At 42.1% G+C, this 19,339-nt stretch carries 10 protein-coding genes and 1 tRNA gene; 7 read left to right on the plus strand and 4 right to left on the minus strand.

Annotated elements, in window-relative coordinates:
- The first annotated feature begins 365 nt into the window (after positions 1-365).
- Entirely contained in the window at positions 366-1,448 is a 1,083-nt protein-coding gene (gene psbA, locus M595_RS11755) for a photosystem II reaction center subunit D1 (protein ID WP_023066514.1), read from the plus strand.
- Between the two features lie 193 nt (positions 1,449-1,641).
- Here psbA and M595_RS11760 read toward each other — a convergent pair whose 3' ends face one another.
- Positions 1,642-4,875 carry a G8 domain-containing protein gene (locus M595_RS11760; RefSeq protein ID WP_023066491.1) on the minus strand — a complete coding sequence of 1,078 codons (3,234 nt, stop codon included), beginning with the start codon at positions 4,873-4,875 and terminating at the stop codon, positions 1,642-1,644.
- A gap of 1,334 nt (positions 4,876-6,209) precedes the next feature.
- On the opposite strand from M595_RS11760, the gene M595_RS11765 reads away from it, so the two are divergent.
- Complete coding sequence (locus tag M595_RS11765; protein ID WP_238987065.1) at positions 6,210-8,006, plus strand: glycosyl hydrolase family 28-related protein; 1,797 nt, start codon at positions 6,210-6,212, stop codon at positions 8,004-8,006.
- Between the two features lie 91 nt (positions 8,007-8,097).
- Here M595_RS11765 and fba read toward each other — a convergent pair whose 3' ends face one another.
- Positions 8,098-9,177, minus strand: a complete 1,080-nt coding sequence (gene fba, locus M595_RS11770) for a class II fructose-bisphosphate aldolase (RefSeq protein ID WP_023066460.1) — start codon at positions 9,175-9,177, stop codon at positions 8,098-8,100.
- A gap of 588 nt (positions 9,178-9,765) precedes the next feature.
- Here fba and M595_RS11780 point away from each other — a divergent pair.
- The 5 genes from M595_RS11780 (at position 9,766) to M595_RS11800 (ending at position 14,986) form a co-directional block, all read left to right on the plus strand.
- Entirely contained in the window at positions 9,766-11,328 is a 1,563-nt protein-coding gene (locus M595_RS11780; protein WP_023066467.1) for a HEAT repeat domain-containing protein, read from the plus strand.
- A 124-nt stretch (positions 11,329-11,452) separates the two neighbouring features.
- Positions 11,453-11,526 (plus strand) — tRNA-Asp (locus M595_RS11785).
- A 364-nt stretch (positions 11,527-11,890) separates the two neighbouring features.
- Positions 11,891-13,333: a glutamate--tRNA ligase gene (gene gltX / locus M595_RS11790; RefSeq protein WP_023066481.1), complete on the plus strand. Its 1,443-nt coding sequence runs from the start codon at positions 11,891-11,893 to the stop codon at positions 13,331-13,333.
- Between the two features lie 20 nt (positions 13,334-13,353).
- Complete coding sequence (locus M595_RS30130) at positions 13,354-14,220, plus strand: CAAD domain-containing protein (protein ID WP_023066466.1); 867 nt, start codon at positions 13,354-13,356, stop codon at positions 14,218-14,220.
- Between the two features lie 262 nt (positions 14,221-14,482).
- The gene (locus M595_RS11800) at positions 14,483-14,986 is read left to right on the plus strand and encodes a hypothetical protein (RefSeq protein WP_023066476.1); all 504 of its coding nucleotides are present in this window, start codon (positions 14,483-14,485) and stop codon (positions 14,984-14,986) included.
- Between the two features lie 484 nt (positions 14,987-15,470).
- Here the strand turns inward: M595_RS11800 and M595_RS11805 are convergent, their stop codons facing one another.
- Together M595_RS11805 and M595_RS11810 are read right to left on the minus strand one after the other, a co-directional pair.
- Entirely contained in the window at positions 15,471-16,145 is a 675-nt protein-coding gene (locus M595_RS11805; RefSeq protein WP_238987066.1) for a M48 family metallopeptidase, read from the minus strand.
- 40 nt (positions 16,146-16,185) lie between these two features.
- Complete coding sequence (locus tag M595_RS11810) at positions 16,186-19,299, minus strand: type I restriction endonuclease subunit R (RefSeq protein WP_023066515.1); 3,114 nt, start codon at positions 19,297-19,299, stop codon at positions 16,186-16,188.
- Between the last annotated feature and the right edge of the window lie 40 nt (positions 19,300-19,339).

The following is a 19,339-nucleotide window of genomic DNA, read 5'->3' on the forward strand; positions in this document are numbered from 1 at the left end:
TATGGGGAGATGGGGAGATGGGGAGGTAGGGAGATGGGGAGGTAGGGAGGTAGGGAGATGGGGAGATGGGGAGGTAGGGAGATGGGGATATGGGGAGGTAGGGAGGTGGGGAGACAGGAGTTCGGGAGTTTAGAATTACCTTTTGCCTCTTGCCTCTTGCCTATTCCGGTGTTCCCTTTTGCCTACCTAAAACGCTATACTTTTAATAAGCGTGACTTATGTGAAGGTAAACTAAGTTTTATCAAAAATGCTTTACAAAACTACAATTTGTGTGCTTGTCTGGTAAAATCGGGTTCAAGGTAGCTGATTGGCTATCAAACAGGCTAAACAAGCCTTGAAAACTGAAATTTAGCAATTATTTGAGCATGACCACAACACTACAACAGCGCGAAGGCGCTAACCCGTGGGAAAGGTTCTGCAACTGGATCACTTCTACCGACAACCGCATCTATATCGGTTGGTTTGGTGTTTTGATGATCCCGACCTTGCTGACCGCAACGATTTGCTACATTATCGCATTTGTAGCTGCACCTCCGGTGGACATTGACGGTATTCGCGAACCTGTGGCGGGTTCTCTGTTATACGGTAACAATATCATCTCGGGTGCTGTTGTTCCGTCTTCTAATGCGATTGGTTTGCACTTCTACCCCATTTGGGAAGCTGCATCTCTTGATGAGTGGCTCTATAACGGTGGCCCTTACCAGTTGATTATTTTCCACTTCTTTATCGGTATCTGCTGCTACATGGGTCGTCAGTGGGAGTTATCCTACCGTCTGGGGATGCGTCCTTGGATTTGTGTCGCTTACTCCGCCCCTCTGTCTGCTGCAACCGCAGTATTCCTGATTTATCCCATTGGACAAGGTAGCTTCTCTGATGGTATGCCTTTGGGGATTTCTGGAACGTTCAACTTTATGATTGTTTTCCAGGCTGAACACAATATTCTCATGCACCCCTTCCATATGTTAGGTGTTGCAGGTGTGTTCGGAGGCGCTTTATTTAGCGCGATGCACGGAAGTTTGGTAACATCTTCTTTGGTTCGGGAAACCACTGAAACCGAATCTCAAAACTACGGTTATAAATTCGGTCAAGAAGAAGAAACCTACAATATTGTAGCCGCTCACGGTTACTTTGGGAGGCTTATCTTCCAATATGCTTCCTTTAACAATTCTCGCGCACTGCATTTCTTCTTAGGTGCATGGCCTGTAGTTGGGATTTGGTTTACCGCTTTAGGGGTTTCCACTATGGCGTTTAACCTCAACGGTTTCAACTTCAATCAGTCCGTCCTCGACTCTAGCGGTCGTGTGATCAATACTTGGGCTGATGTGATCAACCGTGCCAACTTGGGTATGGAAGTTATGCACGAGCGCAATGCTCATAATTTCCCATTAGACTTAGCCTCTGGTGAGTCTGAGCCTGTTGCACTCGTGGCTCCTTCCATCAATGGCTAATGCCAGTGTTCCATCCGAATAGCTAGTTAATCGGCGCTCTCCCCAGGGAGGGCGTTTTTATTATTGCACAACTTTACAGAACTTTGCAAATGGTGAGATGGGTTAGTTTGAGCGTAATCCATCTGTGCAATAAATTAATAGTACACCCCTTTCGACTTTGCTCTGAGACTAAATTAGAGCTTGCAGATTGAAGTTATACTGCAAAATCCTGACTATCGAGAGAACTTGCAGATACCCCTTCAAGAGTGGCTAAAAGTTGATCGGTTTGCGCCATTTGAATCAAGGTATTGTCACCCGACTGCACAAACTCCAAATGTTCAAAAGTCAGATTTTCAGTTAACTTAATGATGTCTTGACCGTCTACAAAATCTGACACTAACAAACTATCAGAATTGCGATTGAGAATCAATTCATCAGAAGCATCGACATCTGATGTCATAGAACTGTTAGTGGCTTCATCAAAAACTTCACCCGTTAACGGATCAGTTGCAACATCAGAAGGAACAAATTCCAGATAATCTACCCGAGCAAATTCTCCGGCTTGTTTTGTTCCTGTAATTTCAACGACTTCTCCCGGTTCAATAGATATACCTTCAGCAACCGTGCGGGTTAAAAAGTTGTTCTCACTGATGTAATTACTTCCTAACTTTTGGTCGAGCGTCCAACTCTCTAAAGATACGCCATCTAGGTTCACTTCTAGTTGGGCTTTACCATCATTTTCATCAAAATAGCCTACCACAACATCATACTTCCCTGAAGGCCCTTCAAAACGGGTAACGGCTTTACCTGTGTCATTCTGCGAACCTCCTGGCAAACGAATCAGAGAATCATTAGATGCAACTTCGCTAGACTCCAGACGATAAGTATCTAGTTCCATATCTTCTGCTTCTATCCGAATGGCATCTAGGTTGTCTGTTACTCCGTCATCGGGTTCAGAAGTTTCAGAATCATCGGTAGAATCATCTGTAGTTTCCTCAGAAGTGTCAGACTCATCATCATCAGAATCATCTGTAGTTTCATCAAAAGTGTCAGACTCATCATCATCAGAATCATCTGTAGTTTCATCAGAAGTGTCAGACTCATCAGTAGAATCATCTGTGATTTCATCAGAATCAGTATCAGAATCTGAAGTCGTGTCAGTATTGCTAGGTGTTGAATTGAGAAATTGTTGTAAATCATCGTCAACAAAACCCGGTTCAACATTCCCCTCATAAACTCCCAATAACGGCGAATCTCCTAAAATACCACCCAATGTAAACTCATTCCAACTGTCATCGAGAGTTACAACAAAATTGAGTTTTATAAGTTCGCCTGTGACTCGATCTGCAATCAGTTCTTCAACCGTAATAAACTTCGTACCTAAAGCATCCTCATAATGCCCTTCTAAGAGGCGATTTTTGAGACTTCCAAGCTTGAATTTAGCAGAATCATTTCCACTTGGATACTCAATTTCACCAATACTATCTATTTTTGTCCCCAGAATTACTGATTGGCGATCGCTAGCATCCGGCTTAAATACAAAGTCAGCTTGAGGAGAGAGTTCAAGTTTGAGAGTTCCGGGTTTGAGGTCAGCTTGAGTCAGAAGTTGATCTTTTTGTGGGTCAAAATTCTCAAAATCCTCATCATTATTAACTAGCTCTGGATCAATCACCACAAAATTCCAAGGAGCGTTACTGTCAAAAGTGCGGTTTTTGGCGAATGTTATCCCCGTATCAAAACCTTCAGCATAGGCATTGTTAATCACCATATCTTCAGCATTATTCCCAATGCTAATTCCATCCCTGGGCTTAAACTCTGTAGCAATAACGCTAAAGTCATTTAGGGTGTATTTACTGGTGTATTCCAGATGAGTTCCTGTGCGAACTTCCCAAGCCTTGAACCCGTCTAAAACACTGCGAACATCATGTTCTTGTCGAGGGTTGGCTTTGATCACTTCCAGTCCCATTCCCGAAGCAAAGACTTCTCCATTTTTGAAGCCATTAATTTCGGGTTTATCGGGGTCAAGACTAGACTGATAACGAGCAATTTCTGGGTGCGTGAGATTGTCAGCGAGGACATCCATCTGATCGACTCCCCGCAGCATATAAGTCATCCCTCCATGACGCTGACCTGCGGCGATATTATTCTCGTTTTCAACCAACCTTCCCTGAAGCCAGAACGCGGTACCATTGGCAGCAATATCATGGTTTCGGGTACCCCCTTTAGAAATACCGATCCTTCCTTCCGACTTGATCGCAATATTATTCACCCAAGATCCGGTTTCATTCCCCGTTTCGGTGACAAAAGCCGCACCGAAGACATTATAAGCAGCGTTGTCTTCAAGAACAACATGGCTATCGTGGTGAACGTAACCCCAACCCGGAGATCCCCAAACGGCGTTACCGACTGCGATCGCAGGTGGACTGTCGGGTTGATCAACTCCAGTCTTATGAAAGTGAACCGCATAACGACCCCGAACATTTGTGCGAGCGCCATCTTTTGGCTCACCGTTTGCATCTATTATCCGACTGCCGTTATTATCGAGTGCAAAATCATCGAGTAGTTCAGATTTATCAGTACGACCCAATTCGTGAAATTCTGCATAGCGAACATCGACGTTATCGGAGTGCATGAACATCACATGACCCCGTTGGTTTGCGGGTAGTGACTCGGCGTTTTCCGTTTCGATGACAACATTACGAGTGTAGTTAGCGACGGAGGCTTTTAAACTGTCTTGGGGTGTATCATGGTCGTATTCTAAGGGGCGATCAAGAATAATTCGATTCCCTTCTATTCCGGCAATTTTAACTTCTTCATCTTCGGTTCCTTTCCAATCCGTTCGTGTACTCGGAACATAGTTTGTACCTGTTAAAACGAGGGTATCTCCGACTGTCCAATTCAGCGGTTGCTCTGCTAAAACCAGTTCTTGATCACCTGTCATCGCATCTTGAGCGAGTTTCAAGTGAGAGTCTTTTTCTTGGCCGTGAATTGAAATTTTACCGTGAGAAATAATCCCTCGACTCAATTGTTCGGGGTCCCATGTGGTATCAATCGCACCATTATCGGCAATGATAATCCGAGCCGTTTTATTAGCTTGAATGGGATTTGTTTCTGTTCCAATGGTGAGTGTACCTTCTGGTGAAACGACGAAAGTATCAACCTCCATTTTTGTATTTTTATCAGGAGCAAAGTCAAGCTGACCATCTACTCGTAAGGTTTGTAAACTGGCTTCACTTTCTCCGTCATAAGTGACTTGAACTCCATCTGTAATAACGACGTTGGCTTGATTATCAGGAATTTGACCATTTTTCCAAGTGTTTGCATCGAACCATGAACCGTTATTAACGGCGACATGAGTGGCTTTAGAATCTGGAACTAAATCTAATAAAGCCATATGTTCTTTCTGCTTACTGGGATCGTTAGGATGAAATTGATGTTGTTCAGTCATTGTGGAACCTCTACTTGATTTCTGTGAGTAATTAATTTCTGATGTGGTCTCAAAAATTGGTAGAAACTTCCCTGATATTTGAATTGCCAAATCTTTCTAAACATTGCGAGTCTACACAAGTTGTTAAAACAGTGCAAAGTTCGGTCAGTTTTTAGAGGATTGGATAATTTTTGTTTGCTCAATTTCAAACAATTGAGTCAATTGCAGTGCATCGAATTCAAGATTTGTGACTTGAGGCTCGGGCTTCAAGTGTTTCTTTGGTTGTCAAGGCTATCTTGAGTTAAATCGATCAAGATTACACCTTGTATAGCCAGAGAATTACCGTTCCACTCACTCACTAAAACTTTGTCCATCAATCAATTTATCCTGTAGAGACAATATCTCTATATATCAAACGTTTGAAACAGGAAAGATTCGATTTGTTTTTTAAGAACACGCTCATTCTAACCTAATATTTACAGTTTTTACTACTCTTTGTTGTGCCACTTATTCGGCTGTCATATTCGGTTTTTTTGACACAAAAATAGCTGTGACCCCTTAAAAAAAGTCACATTATTTGCTGTTAGTACCTCCATAGGAAATACTTTAAAAAATAACAAAAATCCTAACGAGTGAGTATTAAAGTTTGTTTTCACTCGTGATATGTTTAGATTAATTGTTCATGTTTTTGTAAGCCACAGTGTTTTAGTCGTTCTTCTAGCGAGAAAAACAACAGAGTCTTATTAACAGATTGGACAAATCAAAAAATACTGTACTTTTTCAGAACATAGAGAATAAAACCCCTATAGAGTTTCAGTAGCGACATAGATGGCTTTTACAGAATTCATTCATTAAATTCTGATTTTTTCTCTATTCAAAAAACAGTAAAGTATTCTCGGACTCCAATTAAAGCTTGACAGTCATTAAATCGATTAATGACAAATTTAACAATGTTGAAGCCAAATCGCATAAAAAATTGGTTGTTGGTTTTCATCTTTTAAATCACCTTCTGTGATTGTTAACGACAAATTTTCAGCAACCCCCAACAAGAATTAGTCAGATACCGACTCACTCTCCTGTTGAAACGTTTCTCAGACTTCCTGAAGTCAAGCGATAAACCCGACTCTGAAAGTTCTACCTTCCAACACCCAACCCTAACTACAGACAATTTTATTAACTTCCGGAGAACTAAAATTATCGTGTGACAGTTTGTTATCCGTCACATTTGTCAAAAGTCCCAATTTCCCTAGATTCTGCGTCTTCTCGTCTGATGCTTCCAGCGTTGAGGGAACACTTACAAAAGCGTCATCCGAATCTAAAATATAATTAGGCTGAGTTACAATACCTCAATCTCAATGAATAAACGAAGAACAATTCACTCTCGATGGAAAAAGTTCTGGATAGTTTTTCTGGGAACTGTTGCGATGATTGGATTTGCAGTTTCTAGTTATGCTTTGATTGGAATTTTTACGGTTAAAACCCCTGAATCTACTATTCATTCTCCCTCGATTCAAAATTCGGTTGAAACCGTTGTCTCCTCTAAATCTTCTGAGTCAATCTCTCAAAATCAACCTAAACAAAATAAATCTACACAAAATCAACCTAAACAAAATCAACCCACTCTATTTTCTCAGGCTAATCGTTCGTCAGGTTGTAGCGCTTCCCAGGGTGAACCTATCGATAATGTGATTGCGTCTTTTTACGGAAAAGAAGCTTATCCTTGGAGTAATCAAATTCGTTGGGATTGTGTTTATAATATTAATAACTTTTCGGGTTCAAATTTAATCGATAAATTCAATCAAGCTAGAGATACCGCCGCAGCCAATGGAGGCGGAGTTGTTTACTTCCCGGCTGGAACTTATACATTTACAGATAATATTAAACTCAAAGACGGCGTAATCTTACGGGGTGAAACTCCTTCTGTAAAAGATGCAAAATCGGCTAATTATTCTCCAGCTTCTAAGTTAGTCTTTCCTAAATATGAACCAAAACTATCAGGAAATGGAACACCGAACGAAACGGCTTTTAAAAAAATCTCAACAGAAAATCCTCTAGAAGACAGTAATATTGGGCTGGTTAATTTGGATATTAACCGGGCGGCTATTTCGATTTTAGCAGAGATGAATAACCAGAAAAATAAAAATATTGTGGTGTTTGGAATTCGCAGTAATAATGTCGCCCAACCCGATCCAAACGTTCCCGATCTTTCCTTTCAAGAACCCTGGCAAAGATACAGTTATCGCTTCGCAGCCAATATTGAACTTACGGCTTCTGAGAATATTTTAGCCGCTAATAATCGCGTTAATGATCAAATTACCGATAATTTTGAACAGCCTGGATATAAACTAAAAACCTCGGATAAAAAATCAGTTTTAACTTATTCAGATGGCAAAAAAGCAGTCTTTCACTATGGGAATCATTATGGCATTGTTGTTAACCGTTTTGGTAAAGATGGAGAAGGATTTCAATTAGCTGGAACTCCCCAAACCGAACCCGGATTATTTCGCCCTGGAGTGGTTATTCGAGATAATTGGGTTTATCATACGATGAGAGTTGCGATTCATGCTTCAGGTCAAGGTTTAATGATTAAAGATAATCAAATTAAAGACCAAGCAAATAAAAAGTGGTGGATATATCCGACCGGAACAAGAGAAGCAACGGGGGCTGTAACCCTTGAAAATAGGGGAATTGATTGGTCAGGATGGGATGTTTTAGTCGAAGGGAATAATTATGAAGTTTATCGTCATATTGTCGGAGAGACAGGGTATTTAAGCGTAGATGGCGAAGGAATCTTAATTCAAGAATGTTGTGGCGGAACGATCGTCAAGGGGGCGACAATTCGCAATAATCAAGGTAATGCTTATATTGGCTTTTATAAAGTTCAAGAGATGCAAAATGTCACCATTGAAAATAATCAGTTAAGTAACAACGCAGATATTTTAGTTCTCGCCGATACGAATAACAGTCCCTACGCGATGAAAGCCGTGAAAGTTTTGAATAATCAAGTGGGTGGTAATATTATTGCGAAAGCAAGTGCAGGGGGAAATGAAAATCTCATTCAAGGAAATGTGGGGAATGGTGGAAAAATCGAACATACTTGTTCGGTTGAGGTGAATAATAATCGGGGTTTTGACGTGAAACCTTGTCAATAAAAAGCCCAGTTTCATCGAGAAACCAGGCTTTTTGCTATAGGTTGGGTTGGGCTATCGCTTCACCCAACAAAGGCGATTTTTACTTGAGATACTAAACTGCAACCGCAGACTTAGTGGAAGCATCGAGTTCGCCTTTAGCGTACTTAGCTGCAAAGTCATCAAGAGTAATCGCTTTGATCTTGCTTGCATTTCCAGCCGCCCAGAATTGCTGATAACGATCAGCACACACTGCTTTCATCTTCGCAATGGAAGGCTTCAGGAAGTGGCGAGGGTCAAAGTTAGCGGGATCTTTAGCTGCGGCTTCACGGAAAGCAGCCGTAATTGCTAAACGGTTATCGGTATCAATATTGACCTTACGAACACCACTCTTAATTCCTTTTTGGATTTCTTCGACGGGTACCCCGTAGGTTTCAGGGATCTTACCGCCATATTGGTTGATAATTGCAATCAGATCTTCAGGAACAGAAGAAGAACCGTGCATCACTAAGTGAGTATTGGGTAAGCGGCGGTGAATTTCTTCAATACGGCTGATTGCCAAAACTTCGCCAGTCGGTTTGCGAGTGAATTTGTAAGCGCCGTGACTGGTTCCAATTGCAACGGCTAAAGCGTCAACTTGAGTTTTCTCAACGAACTCAACCGCTTCATCAGGATCAGTCAACAATTGATCATGGGAAAGCTTTCCTTCTGCACCATGACCATCTTCTGCTTCACCCATTCCAGTTTCCAGAGAACCTAAGCAACCGAGTTCTCCTTCAACACTGACACCAATGGAATGAGCGACTTTAACAACTTCACCAGTGACATCAACGTTGTACTCAAAGCTAGCGGGAGTCTTTGCATCTGCTTCGAGAGACCCATCCATCATTACGCTAGTGAAGCCATTACGCATGGCGGAGTAGCAAGTTGCCGGAGAGTTACCATGATCTTGGTGCATGGCAATGGGAATGTGGGGATAGGTTTCGATAGCCGCCAAAATTAAGTGGCGCAGGAAATTTTCACCCGCGTACTTGCGAGCGCCGCGAGAAGCTTGTAAAATCACGGGGCTATTGGTTTCATCAGCCGCCTGCATGATCGCAATGATTTGCTCCATGTTGTTGACGTTGTATGCAGGGATGCCGTAATTATTTTCTGCCGCGTGATCGAGCAGCAACCGCATGGGTACGAGCGCCATATATAGTCTCCTCCTAAACTGTTTTGTCGGTGAGTTTTCTCTTAGACCGTCTTTCTTGAGATAATCTTAAGACAAAATCTTAAGTTATTGTGAATTGTATCAGAATTTGGGTGCAGAGATGACACAGGAAGTCAGCGATCCCTGAAATTTGAGTTTTTTTCCCTCTATAAGCCTTTCTGGAGACATCTACTCTCAAATCTCCAGGGCTGTTTCAAAGTCGGACGAAATTTTGATTTGTAGGGAGGTTGGGAGGTTGGGAGGTTGGGAGATAGGGAGGTTGGGAGGTTGGGAGATAGGGAGGTTGGGAGGTTGGGAGATAGGGAGGTTGGGAGATAGGGAGATAGGGAGGTTGGGAGGTTGGGAGATAGGGAGGTTGGGAGATAGGGAGGTTGGGAGATAGGGAGGTTGGGAGATGGGGAGGATTTTTATTAATAAAAAGCTATTTTTCATGTTTAAAAAAACCCTCACCCCATTAACCCCGACAATTTTTTGTTGAGAATGAAACAGCCCTGGGGGTCACGGGGACAAACGCGATATCAATAGTAGGAGTTATCATAAGAAGCGAACCCATGCTCAAAATTCTCAACGATGATAGATTGGTTAGCGTTGTGGGGAGTGACTCAGGCGGTTGGCTTTGTATTCAAACCCATTTTAGAATACTTAGCAAAAGATACAGCCAAAGACTACGTTAAAGACTTTTTCAAAAGTTGTCTGTCAAACGTCTTACCCTTACCCAATAGTCAGCAAACAGAAAAACAGCAAGAAACACTAAAGATCGTCACCGGAAAGGCGATTACCGAATTTCTCAAACTGATTCAACAAGAACTCGAAGACGCAGATTTAGAATACATACAAATTCAACAATACAACTTATCGTTAGAAGAATTCATCAAAGATCAGCAGGTTGCAGAAGCATTAGGACAAGTCTTTATTGATCAAAATTCCCTGAATACAAAACTACTCAAAGAACGTTGGCAAAAGTTAGAAGTCGGAAAAACATTTTTACCCAATGCGTTTAACTGGGAACAAGTCGCCAAGCGATATCAGAAAAAGGTTAAAGCAATTATTCAAGAAACACCCGAACTTAGAGAAATTCTGAATTCTCAGAACTTGGAAAAATTAGCCGAGGCTGTTCCCGTTCAGCCAGAATTTGATCTAATAAAATATCAAGAAGGTATTCTAGAACAATATGGAAACCTCAAGTTAGAAAGCCTCGATACAACGGGCTGTGCTTACAAAATCCTCAAATCTCGCGCTGAGAACGATGAAAATCCGTCCGTGCGACGTGCGACGGTGCAGGAACTCGTCCAAGTTTACACCGATCACCCCGATACTCTGAGCATCCTCAAATTTCGGCTTGAGAATGACGAACATCTGGATGTGCGGCGGGCGGCGGTGCGGGAAATCGCTCGGGGCTACAAAGATCACCCCGATACTCTGAGTATCCTCAAATCCCGTGCCGAGAATGATGAAAGTTCGTCTGTGCGACAAACGGCGGTGCGGGAACTCGCCCGAGGCTTCAAGGATCACCCCGAGACTCTGAGTATCCTCAAAACCTGGGCTTACAATCATGATAAAAATCCGTCCGTGCGATGTGCGGCGGTGGAGGAACTCGGCCAAGGTTACACCGATCACCCCGAGACTCTGAACATCCTCAAATCCTGCGCTGAGAATGATGAAAGTTCGTCTGTGCGATATGTGGCGGTGGAGGAACTCGGCCAAGGTTACACCGATCACCCCGAGACTCTAAACATCCTCAAATCCTGCGCTGAGAATGATGAAAGTTCGTCTGTGCGATATGTGGCGGTGGAGGAACTCGGCCAAGGTTACACCGATCACCCCGAGACTCTAAACATCCTCAAATCCTGCGCTGAGAATGATGAAAGTTCGTCTGTGCGATATGCGGCGGTGCAGGAATTAGCCCAAGGCTGGAAAGATGAACCCTCGATGTTTGAATTTCTACAAGATCGCGCTCTCCATGATCCCTTTAAACATGGACATGGATTCCAAAATAGCCCCAGAGAATTCGCGCTGAAAACTATTGTTAAAAACTATCCCAATCATCCTCAAACGTTGCCGCTGTTGCGCGATAGAGCCGAGAATGACCCCGATGAACAGTTAAGAACATGGGCAAACAAGCAGTTAGAGTAGTTCGAGAATAGATCGAGTCCTCAACCATAGACTTTCTAACTTCAGAGTCGGGCTGCAAAAAAATTCGCTCAACCTCTTGACATCTTCAGAGATATTGTGCATAATAGAACTTGGTCAAAAAATTGGGACTGTAGTTCAATTGGTTAGAGCACCGCCCTGTCACGGCGGAAGTTGCGGGTTCGAGCCCCGTCAGTCCCGTAAACAAAAGAGTCTTTTGAAAGATCAATAACGCCTTCTGTTGTGTAAGCAGAGGTTAGGTTTTGTGTGGCAGAATTGCCCTTCAATTTTCTGCTGTCGTCGAACTACAAATTAGATCACAGAGTTACAGAGCAGATTCAGGTTAAATCTACCGTTAGACAGGTTTTGTCGAAATTGACCTCAACTCAACAATCTTCAGCCAGAACTCGCCCCCTGAGTTGGTAAAATGAGATGGAGATCGAAGCGATCACTCCAGTCGCACCCAAGCAGGACGGTTGCTCCCCAATCGGCTTAGTCTCCGTCATTTTTGCCGTTTTATCGATTGAATTGCGCCTAAATCTAGAATTTACGTCATTAAATTAGTATGAGTGTCAGAGTTCGTCTTGCCCCCAGTCCAACCGGAAATCTTCATATTGGTACAGCGAGAACGGCTGTATTTAATTGGCTGTTTGCTCGCAACCAGGGCGGTAAGTTTATCTTGCGAATAGAAGACACCGATATCGAGCGATCGCGTCGGGAATACACCCAAAACATCCTCGATGGACTCCAGTGGTTAGGACTAGACTGGGATGAAGGCCCGTTTTTTCAGTCTAAACGTCTGGAACTCTACGCCGAAACGATTCAAACTTTACTCGATAAAGGATTAGCTTATCGCTGCTACTGCACATCAGAAGAACTAGAACAAATGCGAGAGGCTCAAAAAGCCAAAAACCAAGCCCCTCGTTATGATAACCGTCATCGGAACCTCACCCCCGAACAACAAGCTGCATTTGAAGCAGAAGGGCGCCAAGCGGTGATTCGTTTCAAAATAGACGATGAGCGCGAAATTGCTTGGAATGACTTAGTTCGAGGTCGAGTGGTCTGGAAAGGGAACGATCTCGGGGGTGATATGGTCGTCGCCAGAGCATCGGGTACGAGTAAAATCGGTCAACCCCTTTATAACTTGGCGGTTGTCGCGGATGATATTGATATGGGAATTACTCATGTGATTCGCGGAGAAGACCACATTGCTAATACAGCTAAACAAATTCTGCTCTATGAAGCGTTTGAGGCTAAAATCCCGGAATTTTCCCATACACCGCTGATTTTAAATCAAGACGGGCGTAAACTCTCAAAACGAGACGGTGTAACTTCTATTTCTGATTTTCAACAGATGGGTTTCACCGCCCCTGCGTTAGCGAACTATATGAGTTTATTGGGTTGGACTCCACCCGACTCGACTCAAGAAATTTTCTCCCTCAGTGAAGCGGCTCAACAGTTTGGTTTTGATCGGGTGAACAAAGCCGGCGCCAAATTTGACTGGGATAAGTTGGATTGGTTGAATAGCCAATATATCCATCAAATGCCTGTGGGAGAACTCACAGATTTGCTGATTCCCCAATGGCTTGAGGCGGGATATGAGTTTGATCCTAAAACGGATCGCCCTTGGTTAGAACAACTGACGACTTTGATTGGCCCGAGTTTGACTCGTCTTAAAGATGCGATCAAAGAAGGAAAATTGTTCTTTTCTCCCACTGTAGAACCAGACGAAGACGCTCAAGCTCAAATCCAACAAGAGGGAGCTTTAACAGTTCTGCAAGCGATTTATGACAAAGTAGATTTTGATCAACCCCTGACGACTGATGGCATCAAAGAAGTGATTAAAGTAGTCACCAAAGAAACAAAGTTGAAGAAAGGGCTAATTATGCGATCGCTAAGAGCTGCTTTAACGGGAGCAGTTCATGGCCCGGATTTAATTGAGTCGTGGATACTTCTTCATCAAAAAGGAGTTGATCGGGTTCGCTTTGAAAACATCTTGAATGGTTAATTTTTTCAGAGGCTAATATTATGACAGATTCTTCCAAATCCAAAAAACCTGATTCAAAAACATCTGGTGTCGGATTCCAAAAATCGGATAATGAGGCAGATTCAAAAACATCTGAGTCCTCTAATTCAGAAAAGTCCGCAGAACCGACGGATGCGAATAAAAAGCCGGAACCAGAAGTTCCCACTGAGTCGATTTCAATCTCTCCCGTCACTTCCGAGGAACCTGCAAAGGCGGAAACAAAACCGGAAGTGGCACCAACACCCAAGCCGCCTGCACCCCAGTCGGAACCTGTGAGTGCAACTCAGCCTGCTGTTGAACCCAAGCCGGAACCTGTTAATGTGGTGAAGCCTCCGGCAGAAACCAAAGCTGAACCTATTAGTGCTTCGATGCATCCTCCTGAAGTTAAACCCGAACAAATGAGTGCGCCCATGAATCCTCCCGAAGTTAAACCCGAACCGATTAATGTTGTCAAGCCTCCGGCAGAAACTAAAGCCGAACCTCCAACGACAGCACCGACTGTACCTGTGATTTCAGAAGCCCCTGAAACCGTAGAAACTTCTCAACTTGATGTCCAAGCCGTTAAAGAGAAAGTTCTCCATTTTATTTCGGATTTACCTGAAACGTTCAGTAATTTCTTTGGAGAGTATCAACGTCCTCTCTGGACAGTGGTTGGACTTGTTCTGATTATTGTTACGATCAAAGCATTAGTCGGTGTATTGGATTCGATCAATGATGTTCCTTTGGTTGAGTCTACCCTAGAAATTGTCGGGATGGGATACTCAGGATGGTTTGTTTATCGCTATCTATTGCGTTCAGAAAATCGTCAAGAATTGCTAGCTAAGTTTCAATCTTGGAAAGCAGAATTTTTGGGTCGAGAAGATTCTTAAACGGGTTTTCAGTCTCCAAAAAAATTGAAAATTTTTCAGTTGACGTTTCTAATTTCAATAGAGACAATGGAGACAATCAAGATGGATCTCCAGATGGCTCTGACTAAAAAGTGAGAACCCATCGACTCGAAGTAAGAATTGATTCCCCTAGCTTTGGTTAGGGGAGTTTGGACTCTCAGGAATCAGGGTTTAGCTGAAATAGATTTAGGTCAAATTCTACTTCGTTAAAATTCTCCTCAAACTTACCCTCAACTGCTGATCAATGACAAAAGATCAAAAATTAAATTTACTAGCGTTTGGAGCGATTTTTACGGTAACAGGGTTGTTACTTCCGGCACCCACACAGGCGCAACCCCTGCAATATAAAACGACACCGATGTTTGAAAATGTCAAGCTGACTCCTGATTTTGCACCCGATCCGTTAACGGTTAGAGGTTTAAGTGGAGGGCCTATTTCTGCTCAAAATACCGCAGGGCGAGAAGAAACTCCGACAGGGGCTTGTATGGGTTTTGTGGATGAAAAACCGGATCACAAAATTGTGTTAACGGATTTTTTTAAGTATCTCAGTTTGCGAGTTCAAAGTAGTGAAGATACGGTGTTAGTTGTTCGAGGGCCAGGAGGAAGTTGGTGTAATGATGATTATCTAGATATGAACCCCGGAATTGAGGGTCAGTGGCTTTCGGGAACTTATGAAATTTGGGTCGGTTCCTATGATCCCGATAGTTATCATCCTTATGTCCTAGAAATTACACATCAACAACAATAAGGGATAAAAGGTTATTGATTTTTTTTATTAGATAAAAACTGTACATTAACTAATTATCTGTCGTCTTAACAAATTAGTGTGATCGAAAAATCAAAACGCTGTAGTCAAACTATAATAGTGATTATAGCGTTTTTTTAATAGGTTTTATGCGATCGCAGGCGATTATCGTGATTTAACAAATTAGATGTCATTATCGGTGAAAGTCCTATTTTTCAGGTTGTCATCTCCCGTTAACACATTAACTGTCATTGTCACTATAATAAACGTGTGTGTTTTAATTAAACATTTTTTTAAATAGGAGAAAAACGCCAGGGAGTTGAGCTTAAATTCTGCTATTCAAACCGATTATTAAGTCACTGTGTCGTTTGTTCAAGACTGAATAATTACTTTTTGGCAGTCCTTTCACAATATCTTTGACAATTTTGGGAAATGAATTTTTAATCACTATTAAAACCAAAGACTTTAATCATTCGCCCAAACTATTTTACAACTCCCCCAACGGTTCACTATTCAAAATATCGCGACATTTTTGCCACTGGGGTAAGTATCTATCCATGTATGCTATAAAACGTTGGTTATGATATCGTTCTAACAGATGTACTAACTCATGCACTAACACATATTCCAGGCATTCAATGGGTTTCTTTGCAAGTTCTAGGTTAAGCCAAATACGACGCTTGGTTATATTGCAGCTTCCCCACTTGGTTTTCATTTTCTTAATACCCCAATCATTAACTTCTTCGCCGATAATTTCTTGCCATTTGTTTAATAATTCTGGTACTCTAGATTTGAGTTGGTGGCGATACCATTCATTTAACACTTTGGCGCGTTTTTCGGTAGATGTGCCTGGCTTAATAAATAGCTGTAGAATGTGATTATTTGTGAGCATAATTTCATCACTACCACAACGTTCGATAACTTCTAACTGATACGGACGACCAAATATATAATGAGTTTCACCGGAAACCATTTCTCGTTTTGACTGGCGGGGTTGGGCTTGAAATTTGGCTTGTTGTTTTTTTATCCAAGATAGTTTGGATACTACTGCCAGACGAATATTATCGGCTGTGAAATGTAGGGGGGCAGCAACACGAACGCGACCGTCAGGAGGGTAAACTCCCAGGTTTAAGTGTTTGATAGATTTCTGTACTACTAGCACCGGAATGTCACTAACTATTATATTGGTTTCGGTTGTTTGGTTATTTGTATTCGTCATGGTTTTTGATTAACTCCAGAAGATCCTTGACATCAATATCGCAATTACCTATAATTTTCTTAATAGCGTTCTTAATTTCCCGTTCCTTAAAGCGGTTGCCGATCCAGCTTTCTTTTTTAGTCGAGAGTATAGTTTTATCTACTCTAATTGCTAAATCTTCATCTTTTCCTAAGTTATCGTAGAGCGATCGCTTACCGGGAGTATTTAAGTCAGGAGGATAGTTAGATTCTGAGGCGGTTTCGGGACTGACTATCTGTGTCGCTAATCGTTGAATTTTTGCTAAATACTCTTGATAGTTACTGGCTGCTTGTCGTCGTTCTTGAATCAGAGCGTCTAATAGTTCTGACATTTCTTCGTAATATTTAGGGTTGACTGGAGTTTCGTCTATAATAATTTTCCGCATATTATTTTCTATGGTTTCAGCCATTGCCTCTTGGTCTGTTTTCATGTTATCGGGCAGTTGTTCTAATATTCCCAGTCCGTTTTTTACTATCAGTTGGATGAGACCTAAGTCTGCAAAGTTAGAGACTACTTCGCTATGTTCGGCGCGGATGTAGGTATCTAATAAATGTCGCATTGCTGGCTCGTAGGCTTTCATGTCCACACTATCCCCACTTGCCAGTTTGATTTCATCTCGCATATATTGATAATGTTTTACTTCTGCTTTAATATCATTAGCTTCGGCAGCAGTATAGCCAATTTTGATCGTGTCGTTGGCAATATTAGCATAAGCACGAACTAGAGCATTAACAGACTGATAGAGATGAACCCGTTTCCCTGCATTATTAGCTAGGGCAGTTTTATCCCCGGTGTCTTCTGCACAAAAATAACGCTGATATTCTCTAAAGTCGCGGGGCGGTGATACGGGTTCGCATAACGCTCTTACTATTTCTAAAGTTTCCTCTAGACGTTCCCTTCCTTTTTCCAGGCGATCGCTCAATAACCCTTGGACGTCAGCAGCATCATAACCATCTAAAGCTTCATTTGTATAGTCCGTAACGGCCCCTTGTAATTGTTTGAACAGGTCTTTATAATCCACAATATAGCCATATTCTTTGTCTTCTCCATCTAAACGGTTAACTCGACAAACAGCTTGAAATAAATTATGGTCCCGCATCTTTTTGTCAATATAGAGATAGGTAGCGGAGGGAGCGTCAAAACCAGTCAGTAATTTATCTACTACTATCAACAAACGCATTTGACCGGGTTCCTTGACAAAACGTTCCCTTACCTGTTCCTCAAATTTATCCGCCCGCTTAATAGCCTCATCTTCCGACACATTAAAATAGTTAGCCAGCATTTGACGGTAAATGCGATACTGATGTAATTTTTCTGTGTCTCCTGCTCCCGTTGCCTCCCCTTTAATACTTTGAACCGATGGCTGATAGCTAGTAATAATGGCACATTTGCCAGCCAAGTCAGTAACAGCAAATAGTTCATAAACCTTACAAGCTTGGTATATACTAGAGCAAACTAACATGGCATTCCCACGCCCATCCATTAGACGGGGTTTAATTTCCATATCTAGGAGAATATCACTAACTATTTGCTCCAGGCGCGACTTGCTAGACAATACATTTTGCATGGTGCCCCATTTCTTTTTAATTTGAGTTTTAGCTGACTCGGACAACCCCCGCGTTTTGGCTTCAAACCATTGGTCTACTTTCTCCTGGGATGTCAAATATTGGTCAATATCCCGCGCTTCATAACGGAGGTCTAACACTACGCCGTCGGTTATGGCTTCATCAAATTTGTAGGTATGGATATATTGACCAAAGACTTCGACGCTTTTTTGTTTGTCTTGCTTTAACAACGGGGTGCCAGTAAAACCAATAAATACCGCATCGGGTAATATTTTCTTCATCGCACCGTGTAGTTTCCCCGACTGGGTGCGGTGACATTCATCCACAAATACAAAAATGTTGCCTTTGGGGGTGAAGTGCTGGCTTTGCAAGTCTCGGATGAATTGGTCTGTGGCTTTTTTTATTTCCTTTTCTTCCCGACTACCGAATTTATGAATGAGGGAGCATATTAACCAGGGTGCGCTTTGGTTGAGGGTAGTTATTAGATCGTCTCCGTTTTGGGTTTTGTAAATATTCTCCTCTACTCCTAAAAATATGCCCTCTATCTGTTCGTCTAATTCAATGCGGTCTGTAATAATTAAAACCCGCGCCCCTGTAATATTTTCCCTAAGCCATTTTGCCAGCCATACCATTGTCAGACTTTTACCGGAGCCTTGGGTATGCCAAATAATGCCCCCTTCTCGCCTTTGTAGAAATTCTTGAGCTTTTTTAATCCCAAAATATTGGTTATGGCGACAAATCTTTTTAGTTCCTTTGTCAAATATGGTAAAGTTATGAATAATCTCTAAAAATCTGCTTTTATTGCACAGCAGACTAAGATGCCAATCCAACTTACTAACTTCCGACTCCAAACTTCTAACTTCTGACTTCTGGCTTCTGACTTCCTCTGCTTCTTTCCATTCCAGATAATATTTTTCTGGAGTCTCAATAGTACCGTAACGGAGTCCCTCGGAATTGTTGCCCGCCATTAATAATTGTTGGGTGGTAAAAAAGGGGCGGATAAACTCTTTTGTTTGGTTGTCTAAATTTTGACGGATACCTTGACTCACGGAGACGCTAGACCGTTTCAGTTCTAAAACACCAAGAGCAATACCGTTAACATAGATCACAATATCCGGGCGTTTCTTGTTTTTGCCTTGGACAGTCACCTCTTCAGCAATGGCAAAATGATTATTTTCCGGGTGTTTCCAGTCAATGAGCCAGACGGTCTCTGTTTGTTTGTCCTTTCCCTCTTTTACTTTCACGCCGTAACGCAGCAGACTATAAACTGCTTTATTCGCATCATATAGATTTTGGATATCTCCCAGGGCAGCAGCTTGGCCAAGTTCCCGGAGAGTTTTATTAATTAGGGTTTGATTAATACCTTGTTTTGTTAGCCATTGGGTTAATAATTCCGTTTCAATATTACGGTTATTTTCCCGATATTGCCAGTTACCAAGGTAGGTATAGCCGAGTTGGTTTTGAAAGAGTTGGATGATTCGGTTTTGAGTGACAATTTCTTTTTCTCCAATCATTTTTTTCAGTTATCAGTTATCAGTTATCAGTTTTTTCAGT

Origin of the sequence: Lyngbya aestuarii BL J, from assembly GCF_000478195.2 — a bacterium.
Classification (GTDB): Bacteria; Cyanobacteriota; Cyanobacteriia; order Cyanobacteriales; family Microcoleaceae; genus Capilliphycus; species Capilliphycus aestuarii.